Origin of the sequence: Bacillus sp. JKS001846, assembly GCF_900176455.1 — a bacterium.
Classification (GTDB): domain Bacteria; phylum Bacillota; class Bacilli; order Bacillales; family Bacillaceae_G; genus Bacillus_A; species Bacillus_A cereus.
On the sequence record NZ_FWYG01000001.1, the window covers coordinates 750,013 to 767,201 of the forward strand.

The following is a 17,189-nucleotide window of genomic DNA, read 5'->3' on the forward strand; positions in this document are numbered from 1 at the left end:
AAAATAAGAATTGTATAAAAGTGTCAAAAATCTTTATGGGAATGGGGAATGTTATAGTGAAAAAGCAAGTTATTTCATCAGCATTAGCGTTAACTGTTATCGTCGGGGGATTTGGAGCGTTTGGGGCAACGACAACGAAAGCGGAAGAACAAAAAATTCAATATCATCAAGAATTTAAAACACCTGCATACATAGGTGAAGAATGGAAAGCACCGGAAGGACTAGATAAAAAAGAGACAGTCTTTCAATACTTAGAGAGTAAGAAAGATATGTTTAAATTAGCAGGAAATATTGAAAAGCATTTTAATATCGTTGGAGAAGAAAAAGACGCTGAATCTGATACGACACATGTGAAGCTAGTTGAGAAACATAATAACATTCCTGTGTACGGTTCTGATCAAACTGTTACACTTGATAAAGAGAATAATGTAAAAGCATTCTTCGGACAAGTTATTCCGAATTTAGATGATAAAAATATTCCTGCAGCTGCAAGCATTACTGCGGAACAAGCAGAAACGATTGCAAAGGCAGATATTGAGAAAGAAATTGGTAAAGTAAAGAGTTATGACGGTGTGAAAAAAGATTTGTTTGTATATGAAAAGGACGGTAATTATTACCTTGCATACTTAGTTAAGGCATCGATTTCAAAACCAGCTCCAGGATATTGGCATTATTTTGTTGATGCAACGAATGGAAATGTTATTGAGAAATATAACGCTGTAGATAACATTACTGGATTTGGTTACGGAGTATTAGGTGCTAGACAATCATTTGAAATTGCTCAAGATACGAAAACAGGACAATTCAACTTGTTTGATGGTAAACGAGGACAAGGCATTCATACATTTGATGCAGAAAATATGGACGAGAACTGGTTTAATTTATTCTCACAATGGCTTGGATATACAGGAGAAGAAGTTGAAAGTAAATCTAAGTTCTTCGAAGATAAAGCTGCAGTTGATGCGCATGTAAATGCAGGGAAAGTATATGATTACTACAAAAAGACATTTAATCGTAACTCTTTCGATGATAAAGGTGCGAAGCTTATTTCAACTGTTCACGTAGGTACAGCTTGGAATAACGCAGCTTGGAATGGTGTGCAAATGATGTATGGTGATGGAGATGGAAAAACTTTCATTCCATTATCTGCTGGACTTGATGTTATCGGTCACGAATTAACGCATGCTGTAACTGAACATACAGCAAACCTTGTTTACAAAAATGAGTCAGGGGCGTTAAATGAATCGTTATCTGATATTATGGGTGTTATGGTTGAGAAGAAGAGCTGGGATTTAGGTGCTGATATTTATACACCTGATAAACCTGGTGATGCGCTTCGCTCTCTTAAAGACCCAGCGTCTATTCCAAACCCATTAAAACCAAGTGAAGGTTACCCAGATCACTATAGTAAACGTTACACTGGAACAGCTGATAATGGCGGCGTTCATATTAACAGCAGTATTAACAATAAAGCTGCATACTTAGTATCTGAAGGCGGGGATCATTACGGCGTGAAAGTAACTGGAGTGGGCCGTGAAGCGACAGAAAAAATTTACTACCGTGCTCTTACGAAATATTTAACTGCAAACTCTGACTTCAAAATGATGCGTCAAGCGGCACTTCAGTCAGCTGAAGATTTATACGGTAAAAACTCTAAAGCTGTACAAGCTGTAACGAAAGCTTATGATGCAGTAGGTGTAAAATAATAAGAGAAAAGACCTGACATCCTAGTCAGGTCTTTTCTTTATCCCGCTATCCGCAAATGATGAAATTTCCACTTTATTTAGTCGCGAATACCTAATGCGATTTTGGCCATACGTGACATACGTTCTTTCGACCACGGTGGATTCCAAACGACATTTACTTCTATTTCATTAACTTCAGGTACGTTTGTTGATAATACTTTTTTAACGTCTGATACGATTTGCCCAGCCATTGGACAACCGATAGAAGTCATAGTCATCGTAATGACAGCATTATTATTTTCATCTGCTGTAACATCATAAACTAATCCAAGATTAACGATATCAACACCTAGTTCAGGGTCAATAACAGCTTCTAAATTGGCAAGTAATTTATTTTCAAATGCTTCTTGTGACATAAGCAGCCCCTCCTACACTTTAATGATATCGATTCTCATTATAACGGAAATGAGCATAATGTGCAGGAAATGAGCTCAAAAAAATATCCCTCTTCGCAAGAGGGATATTTTTTTGAACATCTATTCTGTTTTAAAATGAGATACGAGCTGATCTAACTCTTCAACTGTTTGTTTCATTTTTCTAGCAGTTACTGTCATTTCATTCATAACAATAACTTTCTGTTCAGCAGATTGTGCCGTTGCGGCAGTTTCGCTGGATACTTCAGTAGAGATAGAAGCGATGTTATTAAGTGAAGCATTCATTTCTTCAGCACTTGCAGCCATTTCTTCAGCAGTTGCTGATATATCTTGCATTTGAGTAGATACTTTATTTACTTGTTCCACAATTGTTGTGAAAGAAGTACCAGCTTCACGAATAACATTGATACCTTCAAATGCTTCAGAACGGCCTTGAGACATCATAGAGCTAGCAGTTTCTGTATCATTTTGAATTTGATGTAGTAATTGATTAATGTCTGTTGCAGCTGTTTTAGATTGTTCAGCAAGTTTTCGAACTTCGTCAGCTACGACAGCAAATCCTTTTCCTTGCTCGCCAGCACGAGCAGCCTCAATAGAAGCATTTAAAGCAAGTAAGTTTGTTTGCTCAGCAATATTAGAAATAGATTGTACAGCAGTATCAATATATTTCGTATGAGTGATTAGACGTTCAACCACTTCTGACGTAGCATTTACAGCTTCGTGTATTGTTGTCATTTGTGAAACAGATTTTTGGATAACGGTACTTCCATCGCTAGCATGTTCAGATGTGGCAACAGCAAGTTCCGCTACAGATGAAGCAGATTCAGCAATACGCTGAACACTTACTGCCATATCGTCCATTGCAGTTGAACTTTCTTCCATACTAGAAGTTTGTGATTGAATACTTGCATTTAAGTTGGACATCGAGCTTTGGACTCTTAATGTCGCCTCACGTGATGTATTCGTTTTTTCTAGCATATTTTCAGAAGCGGTTTGTACTTCCACTGATGTTTTTTGAACGCGATTAATGATATGTTGTAGGTTTTCTAACATTTTATTAAATGATGTTGCGATAGCACCTATTTCATCATTGCTATTTACTTGTAGACGTGCCGTTAAGTCACCTTCTTGAGAGGCTAATTCTTTTAGTTTTGTATCAATTTGTTGAATTGGTTTCACAAGTTTACCAGAGAACCACCATGCAAGAATAATTGCAACGACAATACAAATAACAAGTGATAGAAAGACTGCATATTCAATTCCTAGTGAAGATTGATCAATTTGTTCAATAGATTGTTCACGTAATTTAGCTTGTTCATTACTGTAATTTGTGAAGTCACCAATTACTTTATAGACCGTTCCGTTTTCTGAAGAAGCTACTTGTAAAGCTTCTTCCCATTTTTGTTCTTTTGCAAGAGTGAATACTTTTTCTTCAACGAACTTTCTCCAAGTAGACCCTAATTCCATTGTACTTTTTACGGACGAAGAAAGATTTGGATTAGAAAGAAGTTTATCTTTTGAATCCTCAAGACGTTTACTCATCTCATTAAACTTGTCTAATTCGACTTGATCATGTTGTAGTAAATAACCTCTTAAAGCAGATAGCTGTACTTGATAAGCGTCTCCACGCTCTTTCAATTCTGTTGCCAGTGGAGAAATTTCTTTTTGTAATGTTTCAGCTTTACGAGATTGGTCAATAGCAAAAAATAAAATAAAAGCTAAGGCGATGCCAAATAAAGCGCAAATCGTTCCCATCATGAACATAAGTTTTTTTCTGATACTTACAAAATTCATATGATTAAAAGCCTCCTTTGTGAAATCTTAGTATTAGAATTAATAAATGTAAAAAATTGAAAGAAAGCTTTACTCCAGTTGGAATAAAGCTTTCTTATTTCCTTTAGGAATTATAGCAGACGGAATGAGAGATAGAAAGAGATATTTTAAATTGAAAAAAGAGAGACTGTAAAATTTTCTTTCCTATACCTTTGGGCTTGTGTCATTACAAGCGAAAGGTTCACTTTAAGCGTTTGTTTTGAAATGAGAGACGAGAACTTCAAGTTCTTGTACGATTGTTTTCATTTCAGATGATTTGTTAGCCACGATACTCATTTTGTTTACTTGATCACCAGCTGAATGTGCTGTTTGTAATGTTTCTGCAGCAACTTCATTTGAAATAGAGGCGATATTATTTAAAGCTGCGTTCATTTCTTCAGAGCTTGCAGCCATCTCTTCAGCAGTTGCAGACATTTCTTGCATTTGCGTAGAGACTTTGTTAATGTGGTTAACAATTTCTGAGAATGAAGATCCGGCAGTACGAATAACAGTAATTCCTTCAGAAGCTTCTGCTTGACCTTGTGTCATCATGTCATTTGCTATTTTAGTATCGGCTTGAATTTGATGCAGTAAATGGTTAATGTCAGTTGCGGCTAGTTGAGATTGTTCAGCAAGTTTTCGAACTTCATCAGCAACAACAGCGAATCCTTTGCCATGTTCACCAGCACGAGCTGCTTCAATAGAAGCATTTAAAGCGAGTAAATTTGTTTGCTCGGCGATATTCGAAATAGATTGAAGTGCAGTATCGATATGATTTGTATGTGTAATGAGTCGCTCAACTACTTGTGATGTAGCGTTAACAGCTTCGTTAATTGTGTGCATTTGTGTAATAGATTTCTCAATGACTTTATTCCCATCATCTGCTTTTTCTGAAGTTGTAACAGCTAAACTAGTAACAGAAGAGGCGGACTCAGCGATACGCTGAACACTCGTTGCCATGTCATCCATTGCAGTTGAACTTTCTTCAATGCTAGAAACTTGTGAACGAATATTGTGTTCAAGAGCATTCATAGTTTCTTGGGTCCTTGCGGTATTTTCCATAGAAGCAGTCGTTTCGATAAATACATTTTCGGAAGCTTCTTTTACACTTGTTGATGTTTGTTGAACTTGTTTTATTATAAGCTGTAAGTTAGTGAGCATTTGATTAAAGGAATTTGCAATGTCACCTATTTCATCTTTACTTGTTACGTGTAATCTAGCCGTTAAATCTCCATCTTGAGAAGCTAATTCTTTTAACTTCTCATCAATTTGTCGAATTGGTTTAACGAGTTTACCAGAGAACCACCATGCTAATAAAATAGACGTTAATGTACATGTAATGAGTGAGAAGAAAATAATATATTGAATAAGTGATGAAGAAGACTCGACGTCAGCAATTAATGCGTCACGTTTCTCATTCTCTTCATTTGTATATTTATTAAAACGACCTAAAAGATCATTTACATAATCTGTTTGTGCTAAAGCAATTTTGGATGCTTCGTCCCATTTTCCTTCACGAGCAAGAGGTAGTACCTCATTATCTATGACGCTACGCCATTTTCCCCCCATTAAAATAGCTTCTTTCATTCCTTCTGGGAGCTTCTTGTCACTTGTTACTTTCTCTCTAGTATCAGCTAATTTTTTCCCTTCTCGGTTGAACTTATCTAATCCTTTTTGATCATGTGATAGTAAATATTCTTGTAAACCAGCAACTTGTGCTTGGAACCAATCGCCACGTTCTTTTAAAATCGTCGCTCTTTTTGATACATCATTTTTTAACGTTTCGATTTCACTTGCTTGATTCATGGCGAATGAAAGAATAACAATAAGAGCAATGCTAAATAAAGAAGAAATGCTTAAGAGTGTGAACAGTAGTTTTTTTCGAATACTAACATATTTCATCGTTACCCCTACCCTCGTTTAAACTGTTTATTATGATTTATAGATATTTAAAACGAAATTAATAAAAACATTATTATGAAGTTATTAATCTGTTCAATGAAAATTATAGCAGATAATGGAAGGAGTCAGATTGATATTAGAAAAAGTTCTTAAAATGTATACATTTGCATATCATAAAATTCATAAATAAATATTAGAAATGCTATTGAAATTTGAAATGACATCATGTATACTTCTAATTAGTTGATAACGATTATCAGTATCAACTAAAACATTACTCTTCGTTATGTTGGTCATACCCCTTTTTGACGACGTAAGTCAGAGACGAAATGTTGAAATATCTTGTGTCCTATTCTACAGAATTATGGTAATCTCCAACCTCAACTTATATGCGTGAGCATGCAAAAAGGATCCTATCCGTGAAGGGATCCTTTTTTGCATGCTGTCGCAATTATTGTATATAGACCAGGGATACGTTCTTCGATTCTTTCCGGTGCAGTAGAAGGGAAGAGCCATCTTTGATGAGGTCCGTGTTCTTCAACTAGTTTTTCAATTTTAAAATGTTCTTCCGCGAGTGTTGTAATGATTTCTCCTAACGTCCAGCGACGGATGGTTGTTTTAGGTAGCGATTCTTTCTGTGCTTCTGTAAGAAGGATGCTATAAGCAACATCATCTTCAATTAATTCTTCATCGAAATAATTTCCACTTGCTCGAAATGATGGATGGTCTACTCCTAATAGCTTTGTGTATATTGGATGGTAATCGCGAAGGATAAGTATTCCACCGGGCTTTAGTAGTTGAGAGATTGTTGTGAAAAGTGGTTTTAAATCTAGAAAGTAATGAAGTACACCAAGTTCCAGTAATACGATATCAAATGATTTGGAGAGATTTACATCTAGTACATCAGAAACGATGTAATGAATAGAGACGCCTGCGGCATCAGCAAGTTCATTTGCATATTTTGCATTACTTGCTGAAATATCAACAACTGTTACGTCAGAGCCTAAAAGGGCGAGTGCGACAGCTTTATTTCCTTTTGAGCCGAGTAAATTAATAATACATTTTCCTTTTGGGGATTTTATGTAAGGTAAATAATGTGCTACTTCGCGCGTGGGATCTTTCATGATTTTTTTCGCATAATCAGCTGGTGCCCCGTGGCGATTCGTCCAAGCTTCATAAGCAGCTGCATTCCAGCTTTTTTCATTTATAGTGCTTAGTTGTTTTTGATTCAATGTTATCACTCCTTTTGTGAACGTATAGTTATTCGGCAGGGGGATGGGATTTCCTTTTCTTTCTGGATAAAAGTTTGATTTTTCCGTGATTAAGTCGTACAATACTTTTTATACGTAAAAGCGTTGAAAAGGAAAAGTAGGATGAACACATTCTTTCCAGAGAGCTTCGGTAGCTGAGAAGAAGCAAGAATATTCATTTGAACAATGGCCTTTGAGCTTCGTCCTGAACTTATCAAATGATAATAGTAGGCGGCGACGAGAGTTGGTACTCGTTATCAAAACCACAGTATAAGAGCATATTGCTCCGTACTTGTTAAGGCTAATTATGTGAGTAATTAGCGAAATAAGGTGGTACCGCGACTGTTTATACAGCCCCGCCCTTATCTTTTTTAAGATAAGGGCGGGGCTTTTTATATTTAAAAGGAGGAATGTAAGATGAGTATTTTTATTGGAGGCGCTTGGCCGTATGCAAATGGTTCGTTACACCTTGGCCATATTGCGAGTTTGTTACCTGGAGATATTTTAGCGCGTTATTACAGGGCAAAAGGTGAGAATGTGCTGTATGTTTCAGGGAGTGATTGTAATGGAACACCGATTGCAATTAGAGCAAAACAAGAAGGTGTGACAGCGAAAGAAATTGCTGATAAGTATCATGAAGAGTTCCAGCGATGTTTTCGTAGCCTTGGTTTTACTTATGATTGTTATACACGTACAGATAGTGAGCACCATCATGAAACGGTTCAAAATGTTTTTTTACGTTTATTAGAAGAAGGACATATTTATAAAAAAACAGTGGAACAAGCGTATTGTGAAACGTGTACACAGTTTTTACCGGATCGTTATGTAGAAGGAATATGTCCACATTGCCATGAAGCAGCAAGAGGAGATCAATGCGATGCTTGTTCTGCTATTTTAGATCCTCTCGATTTGTTAGAAAAGAAATGTAAGTTATGTGGTAGTACGCCATCTGTAGAGGAAACAGAGCATTTCTATTTTGCATTGCATACATTTCAGCAGCAAATTAAAAGAGCTGTAGAAATTGCCAAACAAACAGGGACATGGCGCGACAATGCGATTCAACTAACAGAGAGATATGTAAAGGAAGGATTAATAGATAGGGCCGTATCACGTGATTTACCAATTGGGGTACCAATTCCAGTAGAAGGGTATGAAGATAAGAAAATTTACGTATGGATTGAAGCAGTGACAGGCTATTATTCAGCGAGTAAACATTGGGCTGAAGAAACAGGGAAAGATGATCAAGAGTTTTGGGATAGCGAAGCGAAAACATATTATGTGCACGGAAAGGATAATATTCCGTTTCATTCCGTCATTTGGCCAGCGGTATTACTTGGAATAGGGGAGGAAGCAATCCCGCGTCATATCGTTTCGAATGAATATTTAACAGTTGAAAAAAGAAAATTATCTACAAGTAAAAACTGGGCAGTATGGGTGCCTGACATATTAGAATGCTATGATCCAGATTCTATTCGTTACTTTTTAACCGTCAACGCACCAGAAAATCGCGATACTGATTTTTCATGGCGGGAATTTATTTACAGTCATAATAGTGAATTATTAGGTGCATACGGGAACTTTGTGAACCGGACATTAAAGTTTATCGAAAAATATTATGGTGGTATCGTGACGAAGGGAAGTATTGAGGTAGAGCTGAAAGATAAAGTAGAAGGATTATATAAGCGTGTAGGAGAGGCGATTGAGCAAACTAAATTTAAGGTGGCGCTAGAAACAATATTTGATACAGTACGTTTTGCAAATAAATATTTTGATGAAAAGCAGCCTTGGAAACAAAGAGAAGATGATCCAGTTTCATGTGAAGAAACGATTTATAACTGTGTGTATCTTATCGCTAATTTTGCCCATCTCCTTGAACCATTTTTACCATTTTCAAGTGAAAGAGTTCGAAACACATTGTCGATTGTGAACCGAAATTGGGAACCGCAAAATACGTTGCCAAGTAGAATTGATAGCGTACAGCCATTATTTGAGCGAATCGATGTAAAACAAATTGAGCATGAGATAGAGAAGCTGTATGGAGCGGTAAAATGAGATAGAGAAAAAGACCTTTCAAGTAAATGAAAGGTCTTTTGTTATGCAGTATGATTCTCTTTCTTATCTTTCAAAAAGAAAAGTACAGCAAGGATTACAAGAATAATAGCTGCAATATCATACGTTATTTTAAATGTAGTATTAAAGTTTAAGTACTCTACGAAAGGAGTTTTCACTGCTCCTGCATATATACAAACGGGAACGAGAAGTAAATCGTAAAATTTCTTTTCTTTCATATATCTTATTAGGAAGAAGATACACATAATAGCAAAAAATACGATGCTTAAAATAGTCATTTATACCTCCAGATAAATTTACTTATTTTAATTGCAGTTATATCTTTTATATAAATTCTGTATTTTTTCAAGCGCTGTGCACGCGATTGTGTTTCCTTTCTTTCCTAGCCGTAAGCAGCTGAGGAGTGAAGATCCCAACCAATATGAAAATAATTCCAATCCACTGCATGAACGTTACGACTTCATGTACAAGTGTAATTGAAGCAATAATAGCAGTTGGTAATTCAGCTGCACCTAATATCGTACTAAGCCCTGTTCCAACCTTTGGTACACCGATTGAAAAACAAATGACAGGTACGACAACACCGAACAAGCCGAGGAAGAAAGCATATTTCCATAGGCCCGCTTGCAAAGCACCGTCTGTTAAAAAGGTTGGCGGAAAGAATAGGCATACGATAAGAGTAGCACTTGTTGTCATAAGAAAGCTTTTCGTATAAGGCGGAACATCCGTAGCGACGCGCCCGCTTGCAAAAACATAGAATGAAAAAGAGACCGCAGCTAATAGCCCAAAGATAATCCCTTTCGTAGAAAAACTTTGTCCGAGGCCTTCAAATACACCACCTGCAAACAATGTACCAGCAAATAAAATAAGGATAGATATGATCTTATCGTGGCTTGGAAATGTTCGATTTGCAATGGCTTCGATAATGACACCAATCCAAGTGAACTGAAAGAGTAGGACGACAGCGATAGATGCGGGTAGTTCTTCTACAGAAATAGCGTAAAAAATCCCAGTCATACTCATTGTTGTTCCGACGGTTAGTAATGAAAAAAATTGTTTTTTTGTTACTTTATGATGTGAAAAGAAAAGAACGAGTAGAAATAGTCCAATCCATCCGAAGACATATTGTCCCCCTAGGAGTTGATGTGCTGAAAATCCATTTATGAATCCGAGTTTGAAAATAGTTGAAAGTATGCCGTAGCTGCAAGCACCGAATAAAACGAGCAATGAATATTTAAACTTTTCCATAAAAAATCCTCCTTTTAAGTAATAAAAAACGCCCGCTATCCAAATAAGGATAACGGGCGAACGAAACAGAGTAAGACACTCTACAAAATTCCGCCACCCACACATGAAGTATGAGTTTGGGGTATGTAATTATAGTGAATGTTACATTGCTTTTGGGAATACAATGGAGCATTTTACACCTTGAGCTGTGTTTTGTATCCCGTAAGGAAACTGATGTTTATCTAATATTTGTTTCACGATATATAATCCAAGACCACTACCTTGTACTAACCCGTGTTTATCAGGATTTGCGCGATAGAAAGGCTCAAATAAATGAGCAAGTTTATCTTCATCAATTTGTGAACCTGTATTTAATACTTCTAATGCGTAACCATTTGGTTTTTCATAAAGCTTTATATATACGTGCTGATGGTCAATTGTATAATGAATTGCATTTGAAATAATGTTAAAAATAGCAGTTTGAATAAATTTAGGATCAGCTAAAATTTGTACGTCGTGTTTAATATTAGATTGTACATTTAATTGTTTTACAGATACAAAGTAATCTACTTTCTTCATAACATCCTCAATAATATTAGATAAAGAAATGACTTCTAAATTCGGTTTAAATTGAGGGTTTTGTATTTTGGATAATTCCGACATTTTTTCCGTTAATATGTTAATGTCTTGCATCATCTCGTAGGAACGTTTCAAATACTTATCTCTATCTTTATAAGCTCCAATTCCGTGAATCATGCCATCTAGTTGTCCCATGACGGCTGCGATTGGTGTTTTTAATTCATGGGACACCATAGACATAAATTCTTTACGAGATTGTTCTAATTGTTGTTCCTTCTTGAGCTCGTTTCTTAAATCTTGATTGCTTGCATGTAAATTCTTTACAATATTTGGTACTTGCGAAGCGGCTACTTGCAAATTAAAATCTGTTTGATCTGCATTTTTGTTAAGTAGCTTTTTATCGGAGAAATCAAGATTCATAATATCTTTTAAAGCATCACTCATATATTGAAAAGGTTTGGCAATTAGTTTTGTATAAATTAATGATCCGAGTAGTGATAATGCAAGCATTGTCGCGCCAATATGTGGAGCTAATTGCTGCAACGCATCTGCTAACTTTGGATTATCATTTGTATCATTTGTTTTACTTGCTGCATTTTGTGTATGTAAGGCATCATTATTAGCGGCTTTCTTTTCTGCTTCTGTAGGCGGATTAGAAGTGCTATTTTTCCCCGAAAGATTTTGTGTATGTTCTTTTGCCTTTGCAGTTTGGCTAGGCTGCAAAAGGTGATTGATAGCTGTAGAAAGAGATTTATAATCTATAATAGAAGATTGGAAATTAGAAATACTCCCCTTTGACACAGCTTTATTTTGCTTCGTTTTACTTCCGTCGTTTTGCTTATCTGAATCGGCCTGTTCTGTAGTCGGCGTTCCATTTTCTTTCGCAAAACGTTCTTTATCGTAGTTTGAAGCTAGAAAGTAAATAATTTGATAAAGACAAAGTGATAAAAGAATACAAAATAATAAGGTTTTGATGAAAATATTTTTGGTGATGTTGTCTTTGCTACGATTCGATTTTGTAGCCAATGCCTTTCACCGTTTTAATATAAGGAATTCCTAATTTTTTTCTTAAGTTTTTAATATGTGTATCTATAACTCTTACATCACCATAATGTTCATAGCCCCATACCTTATTCAACAAATCACTTCTTGATAATACTTTTCCTCGATTTTGCAGTAAAGTATAAATAATTTCAAATTCTTTTGTTGTCAATTCAATTTGATTACCATGAACATAAGCTGCATATGCTGTAGAGTTTAACATCAATTCATGGAATTGTAGTATAGTTGCAGCTTCTGCTTCTTTCGTTGCTGCCCTTCTTAATACAGCCTCTACACGCTTAATAAATACAGTGTAATGGAACGGTTTCGTAATATAGTCATCAATACCTAACTCAAATCCTTTAATTTCACTTTCTTCATTATGTAAGCCTGTTAACATAATGATTGGTACATCAGATTGTCCTCGCATAATTTTACAAATACTATAGCCATCTATATCTGGTAACATTACATCGAGGAGGACAAGATCGTATGAATTTTTTTGGAAAAGAAGAATACCTTCTGTTCCGGCACCAACTACATCAACGGTAAAGTTTTGTGCCATTAGAAATTCACGAATCAGTTCTTGTATATCTGGGTTGTCTTCAATCACCAGTATATGCGTCATAGTAACACCTCCTAAATAACGCTTTTTACTGCAATATTCGAATTCATCATTTTTCGAGTGACTCAGATTGTTTATACATATAATAAGCCCCCGCTATAAAATAATCATGAAGGTAGCAAGGGGAATAGTTTAGTGTTACTGAATAGTTCAGAATTACAGTAGTTCTATTATAGTATGTATTATAAAATTTATAAAACATTATAACTGTATAATTTTAATATCTACGTTTATCAATGTTTAGATATTAGCTAATCAAATCTATTCCTATTATATATGTAAATACAGTTGTTTTGCTACTGTAAATGAATAAATAAAATAAGCCAAGACATAAAATTCTTGGCTACACATAAATCTTGTTTTTAGGCTATTTTACAGTGACAGTAGCTTGCTGCTGAACGCGCTCAAATAACCAGTGTATATCATTGTTATACATACGAATACAACCAAGTGTTGTCCATTTGCCGATTGCTTGATTATTGTTAGTTCCGTGAATCGCATAAGTTGTTCCGTAAGTTCCTGCCATATTTAATCCGAGCCAACGGTCACCAAGTGGATTACGTGGATCGCCGCCTTTAATTTTTCCTGTATAATAAGGGCGGTTTTTAATTTTATTTACGATTTGAAAAGTGCCTTTAGGTGTAGGTGTTGCAGCTTTTCCAGTAGCGACAGTAAAACTTTTTATAAATTTTCCATCCTGATAATAATCCATTTTATTTAACTGAGTGTCTACGATTAATTGATCTTTCGTTGTAGCTGCCTCTGCACTAGCGAATGGAAGAGTTAAAAATCCTAATGATAATAGTGCGCTTAATAATAATTTTTTCATTGTTATTCTCCTTTTACTATCGTAATAGTCTTACATACAATGAAGTTGTAATCCTCGTAATGCTTTATTTACATTTTCATCTAATGTTTCAAAGAATGTAGTGATTTTGCTGTTGTGTTTGTTGTTATCAATAAGTAATCTTTCATTTAATAAAAGCTCACCACGTAGTCCAAAACTTTGAACTTGAATATTTAGCTCATCTTCATTTTCAGAAATGATTGGTAAGAAATAGTGAAAAGCTTTTGTTGGAATGATGTAGCTTTTGCCAATCATGCTTTCTTGATTTGAATTAATCCATTTTTTCGTGACAATTTTAATATTCTTTTTTGAAACGATAAAAGATAGTGTTGTAGATTTTGTTAAACTTACGTCAAATTCACTTGTTTCACATATTTGTAAATTAAAAACGGTTTCATTTTGATGAGATTCAACATTTGTATTAATAAAATCTTGCATTTTATATGCTTCCATTTCGTATTCACCCTTTTTTCAATTTCGAAAAACGACTTATATTTATTCAAATTAATGCTTAGTCATATATTGGTTAAATTTTTCAACAAATTCCGATATAATCTTACAATACGTATATGAAGCTAATATGAAGTTAGCATGAGTTTGTGATGGTTTTTTATTGAGAACAAAATAAGAGAGGTTTTTTAGTGCTAAAAAATGGATAAAATCTGCATGTTATTAATGCGCCTTTTCGCTATTTCGACTTGGAAAATGATTTTTACTATTTAATAAAGAACGAAAATCATTAGTGTGACCCTTACAAAAATGTAATAAAAATGTAAGCTATTGTGATAGTTATTTCGACAATTTTTTTATACAATAATAGTAAGAAGTTGTACGTGATTGAAAGGAGAGATGACATGGAATGGATTCATGAATTATTTCAGCAATACGGGTATTATGTTGTACTTGTCGGTTTGCTGTTAGAATATATTGCACTTCCGTTTCCGGGAGAGCCAACATTAGCATATGCGGGATTTTTAGCACATAAGGGTGATTTAAGTTTACCGATTTTAATTATTCTATCCTTTATTGGGACAAGTGTAGGAATGACGATTCAATACTTTTTAGGAAATAAATTAGGTATGCCTTTCATTCAAAAGTATGGGAAATACGTATTTTTAACACAAAGAAAAATTGACTTAACGAGAATGTGGTTTGATAAGTATGGGTACTTCCTAATTTTTATTGGTTTCTTTATTCCTGGTGTACGTCATTTCACAGGATACTTTGCAGGAATTATTAATTTACCATTCCGTCGTTTTGCCATTACAATTTATTCAGGCGCTCTATTTTGGGTATCATTCTTCTTAATCGGTGGTTACTGGTTAGGTGGAAACTTACATGATATCTTTGGAGTGCTAGAAGGTCATATCGGTAAAATTATTTTTGGAGTTATTGTGATTGTAGCGGTTACGTTAGGTATTCGTTTCCGTAAGCAGTTAAAACGAGTATTACTACAAAACGCAAGTTAATATGAAATCCATTCTATGTCAGAATTTAGGGAGGCAGTGCAAAAGCACTGCCTTTTTTATTTTATTTTTAAGACTATGTTTAATGCACATTTTACATTCTTTATAGGAATTTGATACAGGATAAGAAATAAGTATTTTGTCAATTATTATAGTCGTAATGACAATTATAATTGACAAATATAAGGATATTATTTACAATTTCAATTAAATAAATGAAAAAGAGGGAAGACATGAAGCTTCAAAATCGAGTGAGGGAATTGCGAGCAAAGCATCGTTTATCACAAGGGGATTTAGGGAAAGCGATTGGATCATCACGGCAAACGATTAGTTTAATTGAGCGTGGGGATTATGCACCATCTATCGTATTGTCGTTAAAAATTGCACAAATTTTCAATGTACCGGTGGAGGAAATATTTACGTTAGTAGAGGGGGAAGAGGACGATGAAGAGTAAGCGAAAAAAACAATTTGATTCTGTGGGGAAAATAGCATTAAGTATGATAGGAGGATTTTTAACGTCTTATATAGCTTTAAATTTACTCTCGGATGAACCGAGAAAATTATCATCCAATACATTTATAGGTATATGTACTATTTTTGGAATTTTAATGATGTACTATACTTGGAAGAATACACGTATGTTAGCAGAGGCACGCGATGAAGAAGAGAGCGTACAAGGCAGAAAATTAGGCATTATAAGTATATATTTACGTGTAGGTGATATAGTGACGCAGGCATGGTTTGTATATGCAGTTATTACATGTAGACGTGCACTGTTGCAGGATACAAATGTTTCATTTGCGGTGTGGAATTTAGTAGCTTCTATTGTTTGTTTAACTACTGTAGTAATTATCGGACTCATAACAAAAAATCGTTATAATAAGCTATATCCTGAACAAGGTGTAACGTATATGGAATCTATGAAAATGTGGACGAAAAACGCAGATGAAGGATTAAAGCACATTGTGCATGAGGCTGGATATAAAGCGTATGAATTTACGAATACAATATTGGCATATGTATGGTGGGCTGCCGTTATATATACAGCTGCTAGTAATATCGATTTTGTATTAATTGGCTTAATCTCATTTATTTGGATATTGCATCTTGGGAAGTTCATGTACGAAATGCAAAGGAAAATGATTTATTAAGGGGAGAAAAAGGTGGATATTTTAAGAAGGCCAGCTGGCTCAATGACAGTGGCGTTAATTCTGTCCATTTTATACGGAGTAATCCGAACTGGGAAATTAGAAGTAATTTTGAACCTATGGGCAATAGTTGGAATTTCATTATTAGTGTTAGCCATTCATGAGCTAGGACATGTAGTATTTGGTGTAATAGGTGGTTTAACATTTAAATTTATGACAGTAGGACCCATTACTATTCAAAAAGAAAAGGGAAAATTACGCATTCGAGAAAATAAATTATGGGCTTACTTTGGAGGCGTTGCAACACTAGTACCACCTTCTATAGAGACACCGAATCTTTCGAAAAAATGGGCGTGGCTCACTTTAGGTGGACCAATTACGAGTTTACTGTTTGGTATTACTTCCGGTTACATATACATGGTGAGTTATTATCAATATCTTTTATATTTTTCCTTTTTCCATTTTGCAATCTTTGCGGTTACAATTGTGCCGATAAAAGGAACGCTTATGAGTGATGGGATGCAATTTCTTATTTTAATTAAAGATGATGAAAGAGCTAGAAATCATTTATATGAGATTCAAATATCGAGTGAGTTATTTAGTTATAAAAGACCGAAAGATTGGGATGAAAGATTAGTAGAATTGAGTGAGGAGAAAATAAAAGAGAATAAAGGGATAAGAGAGATAATGAGTAGACTTATGCTTGTCTTTTTTGCTCGTGCAGATCAAGAGGGAATGGAAAGAGCGATACCGTATATAGAAAGAATTGTTCAACTACCTGTAACGAAAGAAAATAAGTTTTTCGTTAGTAGTTTTCATAGTTGGTATCTTTTATATAAAGCCCTTTATGAGATGGATAGTCTTTCTTTGCAAGAAGCAAAGGAACATGCAAAGGCTATTACAAAAATGGACTTAAACGGATATTATCGTACACAAGGAATTATCAAATATTTAGAGAATGATCTAGAAGCTTCCCATACTTATATGAAGAAAGCTGATAAAGAATTAAAGAGCGCCGAGAAGAGTGAGATGGGATATTTACAATTAGAAAGAGAATGGTTTGAGCAGTTGAAGGTGAGGGTATCTTACGATGGGTGAGGTA

The 17,189-nt window shown here is 35.0% G+C and carries 16 protein-coding genes and 1 other annotated feature; of the genes, 6 read left to right on the forward strand and 10 right to left on the reverse strand.

Annotation, left to right across the window (positions count from 1 at the left end; all coding sequences use genetic code 11):
• Positions 1–56 precede the first annotated feature (56 nt).
• Positions 57–1,706, forward strand: coding sequence for a M4 family metallopeptidase (locus tag B9A45_RS03990; RefSeq protein ID WP_021727967.1), 1,650 nt, complete (start codon positions 57–59; stop codon positions 1,704–1,706).
• A 77-nt stretch (positions 1,707–1,783) separates the two neighbouring features.
• Here B9A45_RS03990 and B9A45_RS03995 read toward each other — a convergent pair whose 3' ends face one another.
• From B9A45_RS03995 to B9A45_RS04010, 4 genes are all read right to left on the reverse strand, one after another.
• Positions 1,784–2,101: a metal-sulfur cluster assembly factor gene (locus tag B9A45_RS03995; protein WP_000076422.1), complete on the reverse strand. Its 318-nt coding sequence runs from the start codon at positions 2,099–2,101 to the stop codon at positions 1,784–1,786.
• 120 nt (positions 2,102–2,221) lie between these two features.
• Positions 2,222–3,913 carry a methyl-accepting chemotaxis protein gene (locus tag B9A45_RS04000; protein ID WP_016110910.1) on the reverse strand — a complete coding sequence of 564 codons (1,692 nt, stop codon included), beginning with the start codon at positions 3,911–3,913 and terminating at the stop codon, positions 2,222–2,224.
• A gap of 225 nt (positions 3,914–4,138) precedes the next feature.
• Entirely contained in the window at positions 4,139–5,833 is a 1,695-nt protein-coding gene (locus tag B9A45_RS04005; RefSeq protein WP_000878441.1) for a methyl-accepting chemotaxis protein, read from the reverse strand.
• Between the two features lie 413 nt (positions 5,834–6,246).
• Entirely contained in the window at positions 6,247–7,065 is an 819-nt protein-coding gene (locus B9A45_RS04010) for a class I SAM-dependent methyltransferase (RefSeq protein ID WP_001072233.1), read from the reverse strand.
• Positions 7,066–7,179: 114 nt separating this feature from the next.
• Positions 7,180–7,450, forward strand: a binding site (T-box leader).
• Positions 7,451–7,500: 50 nt separating this feature from the next.
• Between B9A45_RS04010 and metG the strand changes: the two genes are divergently transcribed.
• A complete protein-coding gene (gene metG / locus B9A45_RS04015) occupies positions 7,501–9,135 on the forward strand; it encodes a methionine--tRNA ligase (RefSeq protein WP_084063878.1) in 1,635 nt (544 codons plus the stop codon).
• A 41-nt stretch (positions 9,136–9,176) separates the two neighbouring features.
• Here metG and B9A45_RS04020 read toward each other — a convergent pair whose 3' ends face one another.
• The 6 genes from B9A45_RS04020 to B9A45_RS04045 form a co-directional block, all read right to left on the reverse strand.
• Positions 9,177–9,431 carry a hypothetical protein gene (locus B9A45_RS04020; protein ID WP_000154132.1) on the reverse strand — a complete coding sequence of 85 codons (255 nt, stop codon included), beginning with the start codon at positions 9,429–9,431 and terminating at the stop codon, positions 9,177–9,179.
• A 67-nt stretch (positions 9,432–9,498) separates the two neighbouring features.
• On the reverse strand, positions 9,499–10,401 hold the full coding sequence (locus B9A45_RS04025; protein ID WP_000410475.1) for an EamA family transporter: 903 nt from the start codon (positions 10,399–10,401) through the stop codon (positions 9,499–9,501).
• 141 nt (positions 10,402–10,542) lie between these two features.
• Positions 10,543–11,985 (reverse strand): sensor histidine kinase, encoded by a 1,443-nt coding sequence (locus B9A45_RS04030; protein ID WP_000201959.1) that lies wholly within the window; start codon positions 11,983–11,985, stop codon positions 10,543–10,545.
• Complete coding sequence (locus tag B9A45_RS04035; protein ID WP_000148833.1) at positions 11,963–12,628, reverse strand: response regulator transcription factor; 666 nt, start codon at positions 12,626–12,628, stop codon at positions 11,963–11,965. Before B9A45_RS04035 ends, B9A45_RS04030 begins: the two co-directional genes overlap by 23 nt.
• A 364-nt stretch (positions 12,629–12,992) precedes the next feature.
• Entirely contained in the window at positions 12,993–13,454 is a 462-nt protein-coding gene (locus tag B9A45_RS04040) for a L,D-transpeptidase (RefSeq protein ID WP_000735058.1), read from the reverse strand.
• Positions 13,455–13,484: 30 nt separating this feature from the next.
• Positions 13,485–13,925 carry a DUF3978 family protein gene (locus B9A45_RS04045; RefSeq protein WP_084063879.1) on the reverse strand — a complete coding sequence of 147 codons (441 nt, stop codon included), beginning with the start codon at positions 13,923–13,925 and terminating at the stop codon, positions 13,485–13,487.
• A gap of 401 nt (positions 13,926–14,326) precedes the next feature.
• On the opposite strand from B9A45_RS04045, the gene B9A45_RS04050 reads away from it, so the two are divergent.
• From B9A45_RS04050 to B9A45_RS04065, 4 genes are all read left to right on the forward strand, one after another.
• On the forward strand, positions 14,327–14,941 hold the full coding sequence (locus B9A45_RS04050; protein ID WP_000454754.1) for a DedA family protein: 615 nt from the start codon (positions 14,327–14,329) through the stop codon (positions 14,939–14,941).
• 230 nt (positions 14,942–15,171) lie between these two features.
• Positions 15,172–15,393 carry a helix-turn-helix transcriptional regulator gene (locus B9A45_RS04055; RefSeq protein ID WP_000776168.1) on the forward strand — a complete coding sequence of 74 codons (222 nt, stop codon included), beginning with the start codon at positions 15,172–15,174 and terminating at the stop codon, positions 15,391–15,393.
• The gene (locus tag B9A45_RS04060) at positions 15,383–16,090 is read left to right on the forward strand and encodes a DUF3169 family protein (protein ID WP_016110907.1); all 708 of its coding nucleotides are present in this window, start codon (positions 15,383–15,385) and stop codon (positions 16,088–16,090) included. Before B9A45_RS04055 ends, B9A45_RS04060 begins: the two co-directional genes overlap by 11 nt.
• 42 nt (positions 16,091–16,132) lie before the next feature.
• On the forward strand, positions 16,133–17,185 hold the full coding sequence (locus B9A45_RS04065; RefSeq protein WP_002103793.1) for a zinc metalloprotease: 1,053 nt from the start codon (positions 16,133–16,135) through the stop codon (positions 17,183–17,185).
• Positions 17,186–17,189: the final 4 nt, after the last annotated feature.